This is a genomic window from Helcococcus sp. KG196 (genome assembly GCF_046035495.1).
GTDB classification, from domain to species: Bacteria; Bacillota; Clostridia; order Tissierellales; family Peptoniphilaceae; genus Helcococcus; species Helcococcus ovis.
In genome coordinates, this window is sequence record NZ_JBFNFI010000021.1 from 13,557 (window position 1) to 31,360 (window position 17,804).

Below are 17,804 nucleotides of genomic sequence, written 5' to 3' on the forward strand. Positions count from 1 at the left end.
ATGGAACTATTTAAACTTTTTGGATCGATAATGGTAGACAATAAAAAAGCAAATGACTCAATCTCAAAGACAGATGGACTTGTTGGAAAACTATCAAAAGCACTTGGTGGAGGAATAAAAACTGTTGCGAAATGGGGAGCCGGATTAGTAGCAGCAGCAACTGCAGGAGGAGCTGCTTTACTTGGAGTAGCAAATAAATCAGCAGAGACAGCTGATAGAATTGATAAAATGTCATTGAAACTTGGGTTATCGAGACAGGGTTTCCAGGAATGGGATCATATAATGTCTCAATCAGGTATGAACATTGATTCTTTACAAGGTGGCATGAAAAAACTAACAGGGTCAATTGATGATGCAATAAATGGAAGTAAATCTGCAACAAAAGCATTTAATCGAATTGGTGTTTCTATTGATGATCTAAAAGGAAAATCACCAGAACAAATATTTGAATTAACGGTAAAGAAATTACAAAAAATGCCAGATGGAGCAGAAAAAGCAGCATTAGCAAATGATTTACTTGGTAAATCTGCAAGTGAAATGGCTCCAATACTCGCAATGTCGGCAGAAGAAACAGAAAAATTAAGAAAAGAAGCACATGACTTAGGCTTAGTAATGGGTGATGATGCTGTTGATGCAGGTATGAAATTTGGCGATACAATGGCTAATTTAAAAGATTCATTTGGAATGGTTGTTACAAACATAGGTACAATGGTTATGCCTATTATGCAAAAATTTGCAGATTGTATAATATCAAATATGCCAACGATACAGCATGTTGCAGGAATTGTATTTACAGCAATAGGAAATTTTGTAACAAATGCAGTTAATATATTTCAAACATATTTTGTACCAACGATTCAAAATATAATTCAGTTTTTTAAAGATAATTGGGTAACTATTGAAACAGTTGTAAAAACTGTATTTGATGGAGTAAGTGCTGCAATTAATTTCTTGATAGGAATATTTAATACAATACTTTTACCTGCAATTCAAAGTGTAATCCAATGGGTTAAAGATAATTGGGGACAAATAAAAGAATATATACAAGTTGTATTTGATGGAATAAAAGCAGTATTAGATGGATTTATTGCTGTATTTAAATGGGCTTGGGATATGTTTGGAAGTTATATACTTGATTATGTTTCCAAAGTATTCAATATGATCAAAGGTGTAATAAGTGGAGTGCTAACAGTAATACAAGGAATAATTAAAACTGTAACAGCAGTAATAAGAGGTGATTGGAAAGGTGCATGGGAAGGTATCAAACAAATATTCACAGGAATATGGGATACAATAAAATCTTATGTAACAGGTGCGGTTGATGTAGTTAAAAGTGTAATAAGTGGTGCATGGGGAAGTATAAAGAATGTAACAACATCTATTTGGAATGGGATTAAATCTGCAATAACAACTCCTATTGATGCTGCAAAAAACTTTATATCAAATGCAATTAACACAATTAAAGGACTATTTAACTTTAAATTTGAGTGGCCGAAAATTCCAATGCCACATTTTAGCATTAAAGGTTCAATGAACCCGCTAAAATGGTTGTCGGAAGGGGTACCAAAATTATCTGTTGATTGGTATGAAAAAGGTGGAATTTTTGATAAGCCAACTCTATTTAATACTCCTTATGGAGTAAAGGGTGTTGGAGAAAAAGGACCGGAAGCAGTTACACCAATCAGCAAGTTACAAGAAATGATAGATTGGAATAGTGGAAAAGATAATGTGTTGCTACAAAAAATTATAGAGGTATTACTTGCTATCTTAGATAAGGACAATAACTTATATATAGATGGAAAAAATGTTTCTAAAATTTTAGCACCATATATTGATAAAGAATTTAGATTATTTCAACAAAGGGGATAAGTTATGCATTCATTTAATAAAAATGGAATAGATATTACAGAGTGGGTAATTGTTACAAGTGTAACTTATCCACTTTTTTCAAAAACAAATAAATATATTAAAAGAGCAGAGGAGACAGAAGAATATAATGGCAATTTTAAGACTTCAAAATTAATATCAGTAACAATGTTATTAAAAGATTTGTGCAAATTTCCAATCGAATTACAGCATCAAGTGGAAAAATTTATAATTGAAAAATTATATACAAGATCCACAGAGTGGATTGAAATTGATGGTAGATATACAAATGTAATTTTAGAAGATGTAGATGATGGAGAAATGTATCAAGGAATAATTACTGTTACATATAAGTCATTAAGTGGTAATTGGTTTACCGAAGAGAAAACAAAAGAAATAAATGGAGTTCTTAACTATAAAGGAATAGAAAGTACTAAATACTTTAAAATGGAACTAACACCAACCACAAATAAAGTGCAAATAGGACATTCTGAAAGTGGAGAAAACTTTATTATTAAACCAAAATCAACAATCCATAAAATATATGTGTCATTTGAAGATAAAACAGTTATACAAAATGATGCTCATGCTCCAATAGATATTCAATCAAACTTTTTTGAATTAAAAGTTGGTTCAAATACATTTAGTTGTACAGGAGCATCTGGAGTAATTAAGTATAGAGAGGTATTAGCATGATATTTATTTATGATAGAAACGAAAATCAAATAGATATTGTAGATGTTAATCCAAAATTTACACGAGAATTTGGAAAATTTAATACATTGGAGTTTGAATCAGTTAAGGAATTTGGAAAAGGATATAGAGTTGTATACTTACAAAAAGGTAAGATATATGAATTTATAATTAAAGATACTGAATATGAAAGAGAAAATGGTTATATTCATTCTTATTTTTGTCAAGACTCAATTATTGAATTAAAAGGAACACATATATCAGATAAGAGACCAAAAGGCTCATATAAAGTCGCATTAAATAGTATTTTTGAAAATACAAGGTGGGAATTAGAGTTTGGATCATATTCTGAAACATATAATCAATCAAACAGTTTTTTTAGAATAAATGTGATTGAAGCATTTGAAAAAATTGTTAAGGACTATGATATTGAGTGGGAAACAAAATTTGAAGCGGCAGGAGAAAATATAACAAAAAGAATTGTTGTAATAAAAAAAATAGGAAATGTAGCAAATTCAAGATTAGAGTTTGGAAAAAATATAAAAAAATTCACAAGAAAAGTCGGAGCAGAGCCAATAATTACAGGTCTTTACGGCTATGGAAAAGGTGAAGAAACTGAAAATGGCGGATATGGTAGAAGATTATCGTTTGAAAGTATAAATAATGGAAAAGAATATGTAGAAAATGTCAAAGCATTAAACACTTATGGAATAGGTAAAAATGGACATAAAAATCATTACTTCGATACAGTTATCTTTGAAAATATTGAAGATAAACAAGAACTTTTAAGAGCCACAAAAAAAGAATTAGAAATTCGTTCTAAACCTAAAATTGAGTATACAGTTGATGCAGCAAATCTTCATATTGATTGTGATTTTGGAGATGAAGTACCAATAATCGATGATCATATAAATTTTAGAGGATATAAAAGAATAATAAAGGTTGTTTATCTAAATGGAATTGAATTTACATTTGGAGACATAACATCAAAATTTACTGATTCAATTAAAAATGAAATAGCTGAAAGTGAACAAAAAATTAAAGAAGAGATGACAAGTGCAATGGATAGTATTATAAAAAATACATCTATTGCATTTTTTAATCAAGATTCTTACACTTATGACCTTAAATTAGGAAATAAATTTAATTTTCCAGCAGGTTTGTATTCATTTAATAAGCCAATTGAAGAAAATCCAACAAAAGCAACATATGTGGGTAGCGGTCAAGTACTTATTTCAAATGAAAAAGGAACAGATAATGAATGGGTATGGAAAAGTGCAATAACTGGGGATGGGATACATGGACAATCATTAATATCAAATTCTATAACCGCAAACAAACTAGCGTCAGATGTTGGACAGTCTCTTGATTTATCTTCCAATAAAAGTATAATAAGTTCGGTAAAAGGTCAAGTCACAGAATATGTAACAGCAAATAAAGCGATTTTAAAAGGTGATCCAGGAATAAACGGAAAAGATGGAGTAAGCACTTATGTTCATATTGCATATGCAAGGAATGCAGATGGTTCTCTTGATTTTAGTCTTAAACCAGGTGAAAGGGAGTATATAGGAATATTAGTAGATAACAATTCTGAACAATCTAAAGATTACCAAAAATATATTTGGAGTAGACTAAGAGGAGAACGAGGACCTAGGGGGCTTCAAGGATTACAAGGTGAAAATGGTAAAGATGGAATCAAAGGGGCGGATGGAACTTCTTCATATACACATATAGCATACGCTAACAGCGAAGATGGAAGACAAGACTTCAGCATATCTGATAGTAGAGGCAAATCATATATCGGGATGTATGTAGACGACATGAAAAAAGATAGCGAAAACCCATATAAATATAAATGGAGTTTAATCAAAGGGGCGGATGGAACTAAGGGGATTCAAGGGGCTCCGGGGAAAAATGGCAAGACCCCTTATCTTCATATAGCATACGCTAACAGCGAAGATGGAAGAAGAGGGTTCAGCATATCTGACAGTGCGGGTAAATCATACATTGGCCAATATACAGACTTCAACGAATATGATAGTTTTTATCCTGATAGATATAAATGGACAAAAATTAAAGGTGAAGATGGGAAAGATGCTGACTATACACAATTCAGACAACAATACTCTTCTGAACTTAAACAACTGCAAAACTCAATAGAGTTAAAAGTAAGTCGAGACATATATGATAGGAATAACACGAGAATCGATTCTAAATTTACGTCATTTAAATTATCATCAACACAAATAGAAGCTATTGCAAAAGAATTTATTATAAAAGGATTTTTAAAAGCAGACGAGGGAAGGCTTGGGAATTGGTACATTTCTAAAAATTATATTATGCCAAGAGATGAATCTGTAGGAATAGGAACTGCGGCAAATTCAGAACATCAAGCTGTATTTTGGGCTGGGTATAAAAGAATTGCTAATGAAAATATTTATAATTTTGTGGTGAGAAAAAACGGTAAATTAACAGCAAGAGAAGCAGAAATACAAGGAAGAATAAAATCGGGTTCTATAATTGAAGTTGGAGAATATGGAAAAATTCAAGCTACTACTAATGGGCTTCAAATCAATGTTCCAAGATCACTCGCATCTAAAGGAGGAATTGGTCTTCAAATTGTGGGACGTAAAATTGAACAAAAATCAGGCATGTTCATTCCACAAGGTCTCTATATATATAAAGATGACGATTTTTCAAGTGGTTCACTTCCGCAAGATTCTAACGATTTTTTAATGTCAATCAGAGGTTATGCTGATATTAAGGGGATAGGATATATTAAATTTAACAGAGGTAAGCATGGAGGTGAGGATTATGCAAGCATTGGATTTTGGGAGTCTAAAAATGTAGCATTGGGATTTGGTGGAGATAATAACGATATATATTATGAATACAATAATACTACTTACTCTCTATGGAAAGTTGTGAAAAATCAGTCGTCTGATAGAAAATTAAAAGAGAATATCATTGACACTCCACATAATGCTATTGATATAATATCTAAATTAAGATTTAGAGAATACGATTGGAAAAAGGGAAAATTCTATGCAAAACATACAATTATTGGACTTATAGCTCAAGAAGTTGAAGAAGTAGATGAAAGTTTTGTATATGAAGATGGGGATATACTTAAGCTAGATACGCTAAGGTTAGCAAGCCTTGCACTTAAAGGAGTTAAGGAATTAGATGAAGAAAACAAAAAATTAAAAGAAGAAATTTCTGAAATAAAAAAAATGATAGAGGAGATTAAAAATGAGAAACATAACAATAACTAAAGATATGGTTGAAGATAAATATTATTTTTCTGCTGAAAAAGATAATGGAAAAATTGTAACTGGATCAATATTAAAAAAAGAAATTGAAAAAATAATAGAAAAAGTTGAAGCATTAAAAAGTGTAGATGAAAAAAAAGAAGAAATAATTTCTAATTTTCTTAAAGAAGAAATAAAAAAATCAACGGATAACATTGATAAATTAAAAGGTTTAGTTCCTAGATTCAATACAGGAGTGAAATATGTAAAAGATGATTTAGTTGAATATAATAATGAATTTTATAGATTCAAATTAAAAGAAAAGGTTGTTGATTATGATGATATCCCGAACATAAATTCCGAAACTTGGGAAAAAGTATCTAAAGTAACAAAAGAAAATGAAAATGAAGAATATACAAAAAACTATGATTATGCAACATTTTGGAATAGAGACGAAACTTTTAAGGCCGGTACTTATGTTAAGTGGATAAATAATTTATACAAAGCGTCAGTAACTACAGATAATGCAGAACCAGGTAGAGATAGTAGATGGATATTAATCCCAAAAGTAAAAAAATAAAATAGGAGGTACACATGTTTGAATATTTAAGACACTTAATAGCTACAGAAGACAATAAAGTAATTTTTATATTAACATTAATAGCGATAGCTATGATAATTGATTTTGTTTCGGGAACAATTGCAGCAAAAATTAATCCAGATATAAAATTTGAAAGCAAAAAAGGAATTAATGGAATTTTAAGAAAGCTCATAAGTATTATTGTAATGATTTTCTTTATTCCGCTTTCGGTAATTATTCCTAATGCGGTTGGAGCAACTTTAGTATATGTATTATACCTAGGATATTTACTAATGGAATTAAAATCAATTTTAGAAAATTTACAAAAAATGGGAATAAATATTACACTGTTTAATAATTTTATAAAAGAGATAGAAAATAATAAGCAATAAAATGGATTTTAAGCATAGTTTTTTTGATTAAGCATATAAATATATGCCTAATTTTTAATTAAATATTAAAAAATATATAGGAACTGGAAGTAAAATTTCTAGTTCCTTATTTATATAAAAAGGAGTGAAATATGGCAGAAAGAAAAGTAGCAGATATATCTGTATGGAATAGCGAAGATAATTTTGATTATGATGTATTCGCAAAAAATATAGACGGTGTAATCTTAAGAGCTGGATTCACTGGTTGGGGAACTGGTACAGAATGTAATGAAGATTCTTTATTATCTACACATATTAGGAATTTAAGAAATAAAACAAATTTAGGATTGTATTACTTCTCAACAGCAATGTCAGAATCAATCGCAAAGAAAGAAGCTAGATTTTGTTTAGATATTATAAAAAAATATAATTTGGATATAAAATATCCAATATATTTTGATAGCGAAAATTCAGGAAGTGATAATGGAATTGGACATCAACATTTATCAGTAAGCGAACTTACAAATGTAGCTAAAGCATTTTGTGAAGAGATTGAAAAAAATGGATATTCTGCAGGTATATACGCATCTACATCATGGTTTAATAATAACATGGATATGTCACAGTTAGATCATGCTGTATGGGTAGCAGATTATAGAGGATATAATGGCTATGGTGATGCGGGAATGTGGCAATACACATCAGAAGGAAGAGTAAAAGGATATAATGGGAAAATCGATCTAAATATTGATTATAGAGATTATCCAAATAGATTTAAAAATAGGCAATATAACTCAAAAAAAATACAAAAATCAGAATGGATAAAAGATGCGAAAGGTTGGTGGTATAGACACGCTGACGGAACGTATACAAAAAATGCTTGGGAAAAAATAAATAATAAATGGTACTATTTTAATGAAAAAGGTTACATGAAAACCGGTTGGGTTAAGTATAAAGATAAGTGGTATTATTTAGACTCGAAAAATGGCAATATGATATCAAATGAATTTAGAGAAATTAATAAAAAATGGTATAAATTTGATGACAATGGAAAAATGTTAGAAGAAGCATTGTTGAAAGTTAATAAAGACGGACAAATTGAAGAGATAAGATTTTAATAAAAATAGGGCTTGTATCTTAATTGATATAGGCTCTTTTTTTGTTTTAAAAATAAAATATTATCTGATAACATAATAATATAAAAGTATTAGGAGTTAGCAGTGAAAATAAAAACCAAAATTAGAAAAACAACTACTAAAGAAAAAGTAATTGGAATTTTTGGATGGGGAATATTTTTCTTAATATTATATTTAATATTTAGATAGGAGGGAAAATGGAAAATAAAACATCAGAATCTCAACTAAAAGCATCAACTAAATGGAATAAAAAAATAAGGATAAAATGAATCATATTAGAAATAGATCAGGAGCAGAAAATATATATTAAATGCAACTTTGGAAGAGATTCAAGAATTAGAAAATTTAATAGAACAAAGAAAAAAAGAGTTAGATTAGATAAAAGTTAGCCTACAAGTAGCCTACAAAAACACTTGAAAACTGCAGAAATGCATATAAGTGTATTCTCAAAGAGATAATATCATACAAATTACAAAACGTTGGAACGCTTATATTCCAACGTTTTTTAGTTGTATATAAAATTTGACAAATAATTTTGTTTGATATATACTATAGTAGTAATGAGAATCATTATCATTTTAAAAAGGAGTTAGTATGAAAAAATTAAAATTATTAAGTTTAGTTTTAGCTATATCAGTTGTTTTTGCAGGATGTCAAGCTAATAAGCCAAAAGAAACAATTAAAGAAACAGTGACTGAAAAACATGATCATAAAGATGACAAAAAAGATGATCATAAACATGATCACAAAGATGACAAGAAACATGATCATAAAGATGACAAAAAAGATGATCATAAACATGATCACAAAGATGACAAGAAACATGATCATAAGGATATGCCAACAGAATTAAAAGAAGAAGATATTAAGTCAATTGAAAAACATGGAGATCATTATCATATTAAAACAAAAGATGGAAGCGAATTTATAACTCATGAAGATCTTACATCTATGTTTCCAAATATAAAAGTTAAAGAATATAAAGGTGACGATCATCACGACCATGATGATAAGAAAGCACAATAATATTGATTGAAATTAATAATTAATTTGATAAAATTTGATTTTTTATATTTTTGTTGTATAATAGATTTAAATAAATAAATTTGAGCAAGCTAATATTTGTATATTAGCCCGGTCATTGAAGTAATGACAACAGAGTGTAATTAAACGCACTGTGGGACGGCACGATCGTTCTACAGTGCGATTTTTTTATATAACTGTAAAAATATTTTTTAAGGGAGACGAAAATATGTTGAATTATTTATTTAAGGAAAAACAAGGGAGATTTTTATTGCTGGGAATTTTATTTACAGTAATAGGCTTTATATTAGAATTTATGAAGGTTGATATAGCTAAATATTTCTTTTACATTGCCATGATTTTTTTGGGATATTATGCTATTAAAAATACCTTCTTAGGTTCTATTAAAGATAAAAAACTTAATGTAGATTTATTGATGATATTAGCTGCTTTTGGAGCAGTTTTAATAAATTATGAATCTGAAGGAACTATGTTATTATTGATTTTTGCCGGGGCTGAAGTTTTAGAAAACTATATATCTGGAAGATCAGTTAAAGAAATAAATGAATTAATAAAACATGTACCACAAGAGGCTAAAGTTTTGAATGTAGATGGAACTACAAAAATTGTTAATACTGATGATTTGCAAATTGGGGATATATGCTTAATTTCAAAGGGAGATCAATTACCAATTGATGGAATTGTAGATAGAACGGTAAGTATTAATGAATCATCATTAACAGGTGAGGCAATGCCCGTTACAAAAGAAAAAGGACGAGAAGTATTTGCTGGCACTATAAATGAAGGGAATTCATTTAATTTGGTAGTAAGTAAACTAAAAAAAGATACTGTATTTTCAAATATTATAAAAATGGTAGAAAATGCACAAAATAAGACTTCAAAAAGAGAAAAAATGCTTGAAAAATTAGAAGGCAAATATGTTATTTCTGTTTTGGTTTTTGTCCCTTTATTTATAATCATGTTATATTATTTTAGAAATATGACTTTTGAACAAGCATTTTATAGGGGGATGGTATTATTGACTGTTGCAAGCCCCTGTGCTTTAGTTGCATCTGCTACACCGGCAACATTAAGTGCGATAAGTAATAGTGCAAAAAATGGTATTCTATTTAAGGATTCCAGAGCAATGGAACTTTTAGGACAAATGGATATTTTAGCTACAGATAAAACGGGCACATTGACAAATGGTGAATTTGAAGTTATAGAATATGTAATTCCTGATGAATTATTAAAAGCAATAGTTTATATTGAGCAAAATTCAAATCATCCTATTGCAGATGGAATTTTAAAAAAATTTGAAAATATTAAAACAGATGGCATTAATTTTCAAGTGCAAGAAGTTGCAGGCTGTGGATTAAAAATGGAAAATATTAAAATAGGTGATTTTCCTGAATTTAAGACATATAAAGATGAAAAAAATTTTTTACAATTAAATAAAGACAATAACACTATTTCATTTATATCAAAGGATGAAGAAATAGTAGGATATATTACTTTAGCTGATACAATTAGAGAAACATCATTAGAGGCAATAAATAATTTTACGATTGATAATGTAGATGTACAAATGTTGACTGGTGATAATGATAAAGTTGCTAAAAAAATTGCTAGTCAATTAAATATAAAAAATTATGTTGCAAACTGTTTTCCGGAAGATAAATTAAAATATATAAATGATAAGATTTCATCAAATAAGACTGTTGCAATGATTGGAGATGGTATTAATGATGCTCCGTCATTAGCAAATTCTGATATTGGCATAGGTATGGGAAGTGGAAGCTCAATTGCTATGGAATCATCAGATATAGTTATAGTTAAAAATGATTTAAATAAACTATATCACAGTTTTAAATTGAGTAAAAAATTAAGTAAGATTATTAAACAAAATATGATTTTTTCAATTTCTGTAATAATCATGCTTATTGGATTAAATTTATTTGGAATTTTAGATTTACCGACAGGAGTAATTTTCCATGAAAGTTCAACGATTCTTGTAATATTAAATGGTTTAAGACTATTAAAGTTTAAATAAATTTTGCATATTTAAAAATATTATTATATACTATAAATAAGTATAATTGTTTAATTTATAGGAGTTTAGAATGGATACAAGAGATTATATAAAAAAGGGGAGTTTAGTTACACTGTCAGCAGCAGTATTATTTTCTCAAGCAACAGTATTTGCTGAAGAATATAAGCTAAATAATAGTGTTCAGGTTTATAGTGAAGCATTAAATGCTAAAAATAGAATAAATAGTGTAAGAACTTATCCGAAAGGTAAATATTATATTTTCAAGAAAACTTATGGAATGTTGAATATTTCTAAAGAGGAAAATGTAGAAGGGTTATGGATAAATCCAAAAGATAATATAGAACTAAATATTAATAACCTTTATGATAAATCAAATATTGGGGATAGGTATGTATTATTAGAAGATGTTTCAGGATATATTAATTCAGATGATGCACTTTTAGAAAAAAATTCTGTAAATAGTGTTTTATCAGGAGAGTATTATATTTTTAATAAATCAAAAGGTATGATTAATTTAACTTTAGATAAAGATCAACCTGGAACATGGATAAATCCAAAATATAATATAAATATAGATAATTTAAGTGAATCTATTGATTTGGTAAAAATAGAATCATCATTAGACGGATATATGAGCTCGGACGATGCTAAAAACTCTATAAATGGAGTTACTATTGTTGAACCTGGTGTATATCACGTTTATCGAAGTTATAATGGTATGGTAAATATCACTATGACAAAAGGTGAGCCGGGAGCATGGATAAATCCCGAAAATATAAAAATAGAAAAAAAACATTCTAAAACTACTGTAAAATCTGAAAAAATTAAATATGAAACGAAAAAAAATCCAGTAGGAGATTATACTTTAAGAGAAGACACCAAAGGGTATGATTCTTTGAATGAAGCTAAAAAACAAGGTAATTCTGTAAAAACTCTTCCAAAAGGAAGATACTATGTTTTAGAATCTTCTAATGGTATGATTAATCTATCAAAAAACTATAAAAATTCTGGGCTGTGGATTAATCCAAATGAAAATATAAATAAAGTAAAAGTTTCTAATTTCATACATGAATCTGTAAAATCTTCAAATAATAAGGTTGAAGATGTTGTCGATAAATATATTAAAAATGGTGTATCTAAAGAAGAAATTAAAGATTTAGGTTTTGATTATGATAATATTTTAGAAAAGACAAAGGAAAAACTTTTATCTGAAAAAAAAGAAGAAGTTGTTAAGGTTACTAAGCCTAAAGATGGTGTGAAAGTTATTTTAGAACATGATAAATCTGATAAAGCTAAAGAAACACATGAGAGTCAAAAGAAAATTTCATCAGAAGTAAAACAAGAAATTGCAACAAATAGTAATTCGCAAATTAATGATTTCAAGGATGAAGTATCACTAAAAGATAATATTTTCAGTACAAATAAATCAGAAAAAAATAAAAAATCGGATAAGACTGACAATATTGAAAACAAATCAGATTTTAAGGAAAAATCAGAAAAAAATATTGAAATAGATGTTTCAAATATAAAAATAACTGAACCTAAAGAAAATATTTTAGATGAAGAAAAAACAACTGTGGATTCAAAATTTAAAAAAGATGAAAAGTTTGTTTTAGATAAAGAAACAGATGGATATGTTAGGGCTGAAGATGCTTTATTAAAAATTAATAAAGTAAATACCTTGCAACCTGGAGAATATTTCATTTATAAAACAAATTCAGGCATGGTAAACATTTCTAGAGAAAAAAATAATTTAGGTATGTGGATTAACCCAAAATAGGATATAATATTAGGTGATAGGTGATTTTCTGTCACCTATATTTTTTAGGAGGAAATATGAAATTAAATGATAAAGAGATAATGGATGATTTACTAAAATTTTTAGATAAGTCAGTTTCTATGTATCATTCAACATTAAATTCTGTTGAAATGTTAAAAAAAAACGGATTTGAAAAATTAGAATTAACCGAAAGATGGAAACTAAAAAAACAAGGAAAATATTACTTAGTAGTAAATAACTCAACTGTAATAGGATTTGTTGTGGGAAATAATGAAAAATCAGGTTTTAAAATTGTCGGAGCCCATACTGATTCTCCAGGGTTTAAGATTAAGTCAAATCCGATTATTAAACAATCCGGATATTTACAATTAAATACAGAAGTATACGGAGGACCTATTTTGCAAAGTTGGTTTGATAGACCTCTTTCGATTGCCGGTAGAGTTTTTGTTAAAGGCAAGACTTCATATACTCCTGAAGTTAGGTTGTTAAATATAGATAAAGATTTAGTAACGATACCTTCACTAGCGATACATATGACATCTGTCGAAGAAAGAGGAAAAGTTCCAAATGCACAGACACAAGCACTTCCAATAGTTGGATTAGGTGAAGAATTTGATTTAGATGAATTAATAGCAAAAGAATTAGATATTACTAAGGATGAAATTTTAAGCCATGATTTATTCTTGTGTAGTAGGGAAAAAGCTAAAATATTGGGAGTTAATGGAGAATTTTTCCAATCAGGAAAAATTGATAATTTGGGGATGATTCACGCCGGCTTAGTTTCAATTATTAATGCTCAGGCTACAGACAGCACTCAAATATTTGTAGGATTTGACAATGAAGAAATCGGTTCATCAACTCAACAAGGTGCAGCAAGTGCTATGTTTAAGGATGTTTTGAAAAAAATATCTTTATCTCAAGGAAATGATGAACAAGATTTTATAAATCAAATTTATAAATCATATATGATTTCTGCAGATCAGGCACATGCAATTCATCCAAATTATATATCAAAGGCTGACCCGACAAATAAACCAAAATTAAATGAGGGACCGGTTATTAAAGATTCAGCAAGAAAATCATATGCTACAGATGCATTTGGTAAAGCTGTATTACTTGATATAGCAAAGGACAACGATATTAAACTGCAAATCTTTCACAATAGATCTGATTTAAGAGGTGGTTCGACGATTGGATCAATTATTGAAACAAATACAGGAATTAGAAATATTGATATCGGAAATCCAATGTTAGCAATGCATTCTATAAATGAAATGGCAGGAACAAAAGATCAATTATTGATGATTAAGTTAATGAAGGCGTTTTATGAATCAAAATAATTATTATGAAAATATCGTATAATAATATTAGATGGTAAAATATAAGATGAAGATAATTTATCTAATCTATTAAAAATTATAAAAAATAGGAGGAGAAATGATACCAACACCACATATAGGAGCGACAAGCAAGGATCAAATCGCAGATACAGTTTTAATGCCAGGAGATCCAAAGAGAGCCAAATTTATAGCAGATACATTTTTAGAAAATGTAGAACAATTTAACGATGTTAGAGGAATGTTAGGATTTACAGGGACATATAAAGGAAAAAGAGTTTCTGTAATGGGTTCAGGAATGGGAATTCCATCAGCAATGATTTATTATCACGAGTTATTTGTATTTTATGATGTGAAGACAATAATAAGGGTAGGTACAGCAGGAGGATTACAACCAAATCTTAAAGTTAGAGATATTATTGTAGCTACTGCAGCAAATACACCGGCATCAGTTGTTAGAGGAAAATTTGGAGAAATTCAATTTTCACCAACAGCAACATTTGACTTAGTGTTAAAAGCTCATGAATATGCAAAAAATAACAACTTAAATGCATATTTTGGAACAGTTTTATCAAGTGATGAATTTTACAGAAAATGGGAAAATGGAGTGATTGAAAACTTGATTAAATATCAAACATTAGGCATTGAAATGGAAGCAGCAGGACTATACATGTCGGCATTGGAAAATGGGAAACAAGCATTATGTATTTGTACAGTATCTGACAATAGCGAAGGGGAAGATTCAGCGGAAGTTAGAGAAAGAGCTTATACAGAAATGATGGAAATGGCATTGGAGATAGCATAAAAATTATATGTTTTGATAAAAGTAATTACGGACAAAAATTGTAAAAAAGCGTATTTCATCTGCTTTTTTCGAATAAAATCCTGAAAAATTACGGATGAAATTAAGAAAAGGTAAGATGTTGTCTGCTTTAAAAAAATTACAGAAGTATTTATAAAGATAGAGTATTTATTTAAGACTTTTGTTATGTATAAAACAAAAACTTGCTTAGATAATCAAACTAAAATTTGAAAATTTAAGCAAGTTTTTTAGGTTTTTTGTCAAATACCCATTGGCACAAGTAGTGAAGTTGAATTTATCCATTAACATTATTTGTTGTAAAACCATTATATTTATGAAATTCGCTTATTATTTAATATTTTTTTGACAACGATTTCTTTTTTTTTTTGTATAATTTTTTTAAAAAGAAGAGAATATAAATATACATATAAAAAGGAGCAAAAAATAATGAAGAAAAAAAATATTTTATTTGCTATTTTAGCTTTAATAATTTTATTAACTAATTATAGTGTTGAAGCAGAATCGGTTTATGTACATAGAAATTCTAAAAAGCATTTAGTATATAATAAAAATGGTGTTAAGCAAGAAGCTTTTTATGACTATGGGACATTAGTTCCTTTTGACGATGCAAGGATATATTCGTATTGTAAAGGAAGTAAAACAAATTATGTTTCCATATATTATAGTGATTCTGGATTAAGTACTTTTAAGAGAAAAAAGATGACTACTAATGATGACGATGCTGCATATGTAAATTATACTTCCGGATATGATTATTTGGATGCAGATTCTTATGCATATAATGAAGGAGATATAACACAAGATTTAAATGTTATTAAATAATAAATAATTAAATATATTCTCTTCTTTATTGTTATGAAAAATTAAATAAAAAAATAAGGATAATTTTATGAAAAATTTAATGATTAGTATAAAGCTTTTGAAAAAAAATAAATTTATAAATTTTGTTATCATATGTCAAATATTTATTATGCTATTTTTTTCTGTTAAAAATATCAACGAAATGAGTGAGGCTATATCAGAATATAATTATCTTAAAAATAGTTCTTTAAATAATGGATTATTTTATATGAATAAACCGATTTACAACGAGAGGGAAGAAAATAATTCTAAATCAAATATTGAAGATATAAAAAGAAATTATAGTTTAATAAAAGAATATATAGAAACTCATACAGATGATTTTAAGGATTTTACTAGAGAAAAAATAAATTTTTATTTTTCAAACACTAAAAAAAATGTAATGATGTATGATAAAACTACATTAAATATTTTAAGTAGACATTTTGATAATAAGATAAATTTGAAAAAATTTGAAGGTTTGGTGCCGGCTTTAGTTCAAAACAAATATTCAAATGAATATAAAATCGGAGATATCATTTATTTAGATGATAAAAAAGATATTAAAATTAAAATTAAAGGATATTATGATAAAGATATAAAACTACCTTCATTGCAAATGATAACAAATAAATCATTTCCTGTTTCAGAACTATTTTCTAGAACGGCAAATGGTGCACCTATATTTATACTTGAATATGATGAAAATTTGTATAAAATATTTGAGACTATAGGGGAATCATATATTGAAAATAATATAATATATTTTAAGGATAATTTAGAAAAAGAAAAAATTAATGAATTTGAAAAATATATAAAAGAAAATAATTTGGGATACTATCAATTTACAAAAGATTTAATATCAGAACAATATAAGTTGTTTTTAAATATGATGCAAAGATATTTGGATATAATGATATCTTTTGTCGGAATATTAATACTTACAATAGTTGGAATGGCATATATTAATAAGGATTTATTAAAAAATAGATTTAAGATTTATATTTTCAATGGTGCTTCCAAAAAAGATTTGTATTTAATAACTTTTTATAATTATTTTATAATTTTAAGTATGAGCATATTACTTTATATTATTTTTTATAAGATTGTAGGTGCATATTATTGGACTGGTTTTTCAATTTTAAGAGGATTTGATGCTATAGGTAATTCATCTATTATAAGTTTTAATACAGTAACGTTTTTTATTGTAATTATCGTTGCAATTTTATTAAGTACGGCTATTTCGCTTTTACCGGTATTAGAAATAAAAAAGCAATTAAAAAATAGAGGTAAAATATGAGATTTATATTAAAAGAAATATTTAGAAACATTAGACAAATGTACTTATATATAACTGTATTAGTTTTATCTACAGTTTTTTGTTTTCAAATTCTATCATCAAATCAAGTAAGGATAGAAAATAGAAGGTCATTAACAGATAAAAATATTACAGCTACATATCAATTTACTGATTCATATAAATCTGTATATAAGGATGCAGTAGAAATATTAAATAAATACAAAGATATACATATATTTGATATAAAATATAAATTTCCTCAAAACTTTAATATTGAAATGAATAAAAGGGGAGAATTTCGTATTAACAGATTTTTTTATACAATGTTTAAGATGAATAATAAATTTCAAATATATTCCGGGAAAATTCCGGATTTTAAATCGGATGATTTAGAAATATCTATTCCTCTTACATATTCATTAAATAATGAAGTAAAAATAGGGGATCATATTGATATTAATGGAACGGATCTTAAAGTAATTGGAATAACAGATTATACAGGAGGAAATAATGCGTTTGTTATTTCATTAAATACTGCAAAAAAATTAAATATGAAAGCAGTAGAAGCAGAAATAAAGTTGAAAGATGATATATCAAAAGAAGAAAGAATTAAAATTTATAATGAAATAAATAATTTGATGGGCGAAAATGTTTTTATAGATATTGATACATCAGGTGGCATGATGGAAAGTATTCCCAGAATGTATCCTATAATCAGGTTATGTAAATAATTTTGTGTATCAGTCTATTA

The 17,804-nt window shown here is 27.6% G+C and carries 14 protein-coding genes; all 14 read left to right on the plus strand.

Features of this window, described 5'->3' with window-relative positions:
- The 14 genes from ABGF45_RS07890 to ABGF45_RS07955 all read left to right on the plus strand — a co-directional run bounded on the left by ABGF45_RS07890 (position 1) and on the right by ABGF45_RS07955 (position 17,784).
- On the plus strand, positions 1-1,869 hold the full coding sequence (locus ABGF45_RS07890; protein ID WP_408112713.1) for a hypothetical protein: 1,869 nt from the start codon (positions 1-3) through the stop codon (positions 1,867-1,869).
- Positions 1,870-1,872: 3 nt separating this feature from the next.
- Complete coding sequence (locus tag ABGF45_RS07895) at positions 1,873-2,562, plus strand: phage distal tail protein (RefSeq protein WP_408112712.1); 690 nt, start codon at positions 1,873-1,875, stop codon at positions 2,560-2,562.
- Entirely contained in the window at positions 2,559-5,834 is a 3,276-nt protein-coding gene (locus ABGF45_RS07900; protein ID WP_408112711.1) for a phage tail spike protein, read from the plus strand. The genes ABGF45_RS07895 and ABGF45_RS07900 overlap by 4 nt, the downstream gene beginning before the upstream one ends.
- A complete protein-coding gene (locus ABGF45_RS07905; RefSeq protein WP_408112710.1) occupies positions 5,812-6,390 on the plus strand; it encodes a hypothetical protein in 579 nt (192 codons plus the stop codon). The genes ABGF45_RS07900 and ABGF45_RS07905 overlap by 23 nt, the downstream gene beginning before the upstream one ends.
- Positions 6,391-6,404: 14 nt before the next feature.
- Entirely contained in the window at positions 6,405-6,782 is a 378-nt protein-coding gene (locus ABGF45_RS07910; RefSeq protein WP_134711468.1) for a phage holin family protein, read from the plus strand.
- Between the two features lie 131 nt (positions 6,783-6,913).
- On the plus strand, positions 6,914-7,879 hold the full coding sequence (locus ABGF45_RS07915; protein ID WP_134711467.1) for a GH25 family lysozyme: 966 nt from the start codon (positions 6,914-6,916) through the stop codon (positions 7,877-7,879).
- Positions 7,880-8,491: 612 nt separating this feature from the next.
- Positions 8,492-8,923 (plus strand): hypothetical protein, encoded by a 432-nt coding sequence (locus tag ABGF45_RS07920; RefSeq protein ID WP_134711466.1) that lies wholly within the window; start codon positions 8,492-8,494, stop codon positions 8,921-8,923.
- A 226-nt stretch (positions 8,924-9,149) separates the two neighbouring features.
- The gene (locus ABGF45_RS07925) at positions 9,150-10,973 is read left to right on the plus strand and encodes a heavy metal translocating P-type ATPase (RefSeq protein ID WP_134743868.1); all 1,824 of its coding nucleotides are present in this window, start codon (positions 9,150-9,152) and stop codon (positions 10,971-10,973) included.
- Between the two features lie 70 nt (positions 10,974-11,043).
- On the plus strand, positions 11,044-12,753 hold the full coding sequence (locus tag ABGF45_RS07930; protein WP_134743869.1) for a hypothetical protein: 1,710 nt from the start codon (positions 11,044-11,046) through the stop codon (positions 12,751-12,753).
- Between the two features lie 56 nt (positions 12,754-12,809).
- A complete protein-coding gene (locus ABGF45_RS07935; RefSeq protein ID WP_134712049.1) occupies positions 12,810-14,093 on the plus strand; it encodes a M18 family aminopeptidase in 1,284 nt (427 codons plus the stop codon).
- A 97-nt stretch (positions 14,094-14,190) separates the two neighbouring features.
- Entirely contained in the window at positions 14,191-14,895 is a 705-nt protein-coding gene (gene deoD / locus ABGF45_RS07940; RefSeq protein ID WP_134712048.1) for a purine-nucleoside phosphorylase, read from the plus strand.
- Positions 14,896-15,339: 444 nt separating this feature from the next.
- Positions 15,340-15,735 (plus strand): hypothetical protein, encoded by a 396-nt coding sequence (locus tag ABGF45_RS07945; RefSeq protein ID WP_134712047.1) that lies wholly within the window; start codon positions 15,340-15,342, stop codon positions 15,733-15,735.
- Between the two features lie 67 nt (positions 15,736-15,802).
- Entirely contained in the window at positions 15,803-17,053 is a 1,251-nt protein-coding gene (locus tag ABGF45_RS07950) for an ABC transporter permease (protein ID WP_134712046.1), read from the plus strand.
- Entirely contained in the window at positions 17,050-17,784 is a 735-nt protein-coding gene (locus tag ABGF45_RS07955; RefSeq protein ID WP_408132177.1) for a hypothetical protein, read from the plus strand. Before ABGF45_RS07950 ends, ABGF45_RS07955 begins: the two co-directional genes overlap by 4 nt.
- The last annotated feature ends 20 nt before the right edge of the window (positions 17,785-17,804 follow it).

What these genes read in the sequence shown, in the direction of transcription:
- ABGF45_RS07910 (WP_134711468.1), top strand. Translation starts at nt 6,405, where the DNA reads ATGTTTGAATATTTAAGACACTTAATAGCTACAGAAGACAATAAAGTA.
- ABGF45_RS07915 (WP_134711467.1), top strand. Translation starts at nt 6,914, where the DNA reads ATGGCAGAAAGAAAAGTAGCAGATATATCTGTATGGAATAGCGAAGAT.
- ABGF45_RS07950 (WP_134712046.1), top strand. Translation starts at nt 15,803, where the DNA reads ATGAAAAATTTAATGATTAGTATAAAGCTTTTGAAAAAAAATAAATTT.
- ABGF45_RS07890 (WP_408112713.1), top strand. Translation starts at nt 1, where the DNA reads ATGGAACTATTTAAACTTTTTGGATCGATAATGGTAGACAATAAAAAA.
- ABGF45_RS07920 (WP_134711466.1), top strand. Translation starts at nt 8,492, where the DNA reads ATGAAAAAATTAAAATTATTAAGTTTAGTTTTAGCTATATCAGTTGTT.
- ABGF45_RS07945 (WP_134712047.1), top strand. Translation starts at nt 15,340, where the DNA reads ATGAAGAAAAAAAATATTTTATTTGCTATTTTAGCTTTAATAATTTTA.
- deoD (WP_134712048.1), top strand. Translation starts at nt 14,191, where the DNA reads ATGATACCAACACCACATATAGGAGCGACAAGCAAGGATCAAATCGCA.
- ABGF45_RS07935 (WP_134712049.1), top strand. Translation starts at nt 12,810, where the DNA reads ATGAAATTAAATGATAAAGAGATAATGGATGATTTACTAAAATTTTTA.
- ABGF45_RS07900 (WP_408112711.1), top strand. Translation starts at nt 2,559, where the DNA reads ATGATATTTATTTATGATAGAAACGAAAATCAAATAGATATTGTAGAT.
- ABGF45_RS07905 (WP_408112710.1), top strand. Translation starts at nt 5,812, where the DNA reads ATGAGAAACATAACAATAACTAAAGATATGGTTGAAGATAAATATTAT.
- ABGF45_RS07895 (WP_408112712.1), top strand. Translation starts at nt 1,873, where the DNA reads ATGCATTCATTTAATAAAAATGGAATAGATATTACAGAGTGGGTAATT.
- ABGF45_RS07925 (WP_134743868.1), top strand. Translation starts at nt 9,150, where the DNA reads ATGTTGAATTATTTATTTAAGGAAAAACAAGGGAGATTTTTATTGCTG.
- ABGF45_RS07955 (WP_408132177.1), top strand. Translation starts at nt 17,050, where the DNA reads ATGAGATTTATATTAAAAGAAATATTTAGAAACATTAGACAAATGTAC.
- ABGF45_RS07930 (WP_134743869.1), top strand. Translation starts at nt 11,044, where the DNA reads ATGGATACAAGAGATTATATAAAAAAGGGGAGTTTAGTTACACTGTCA.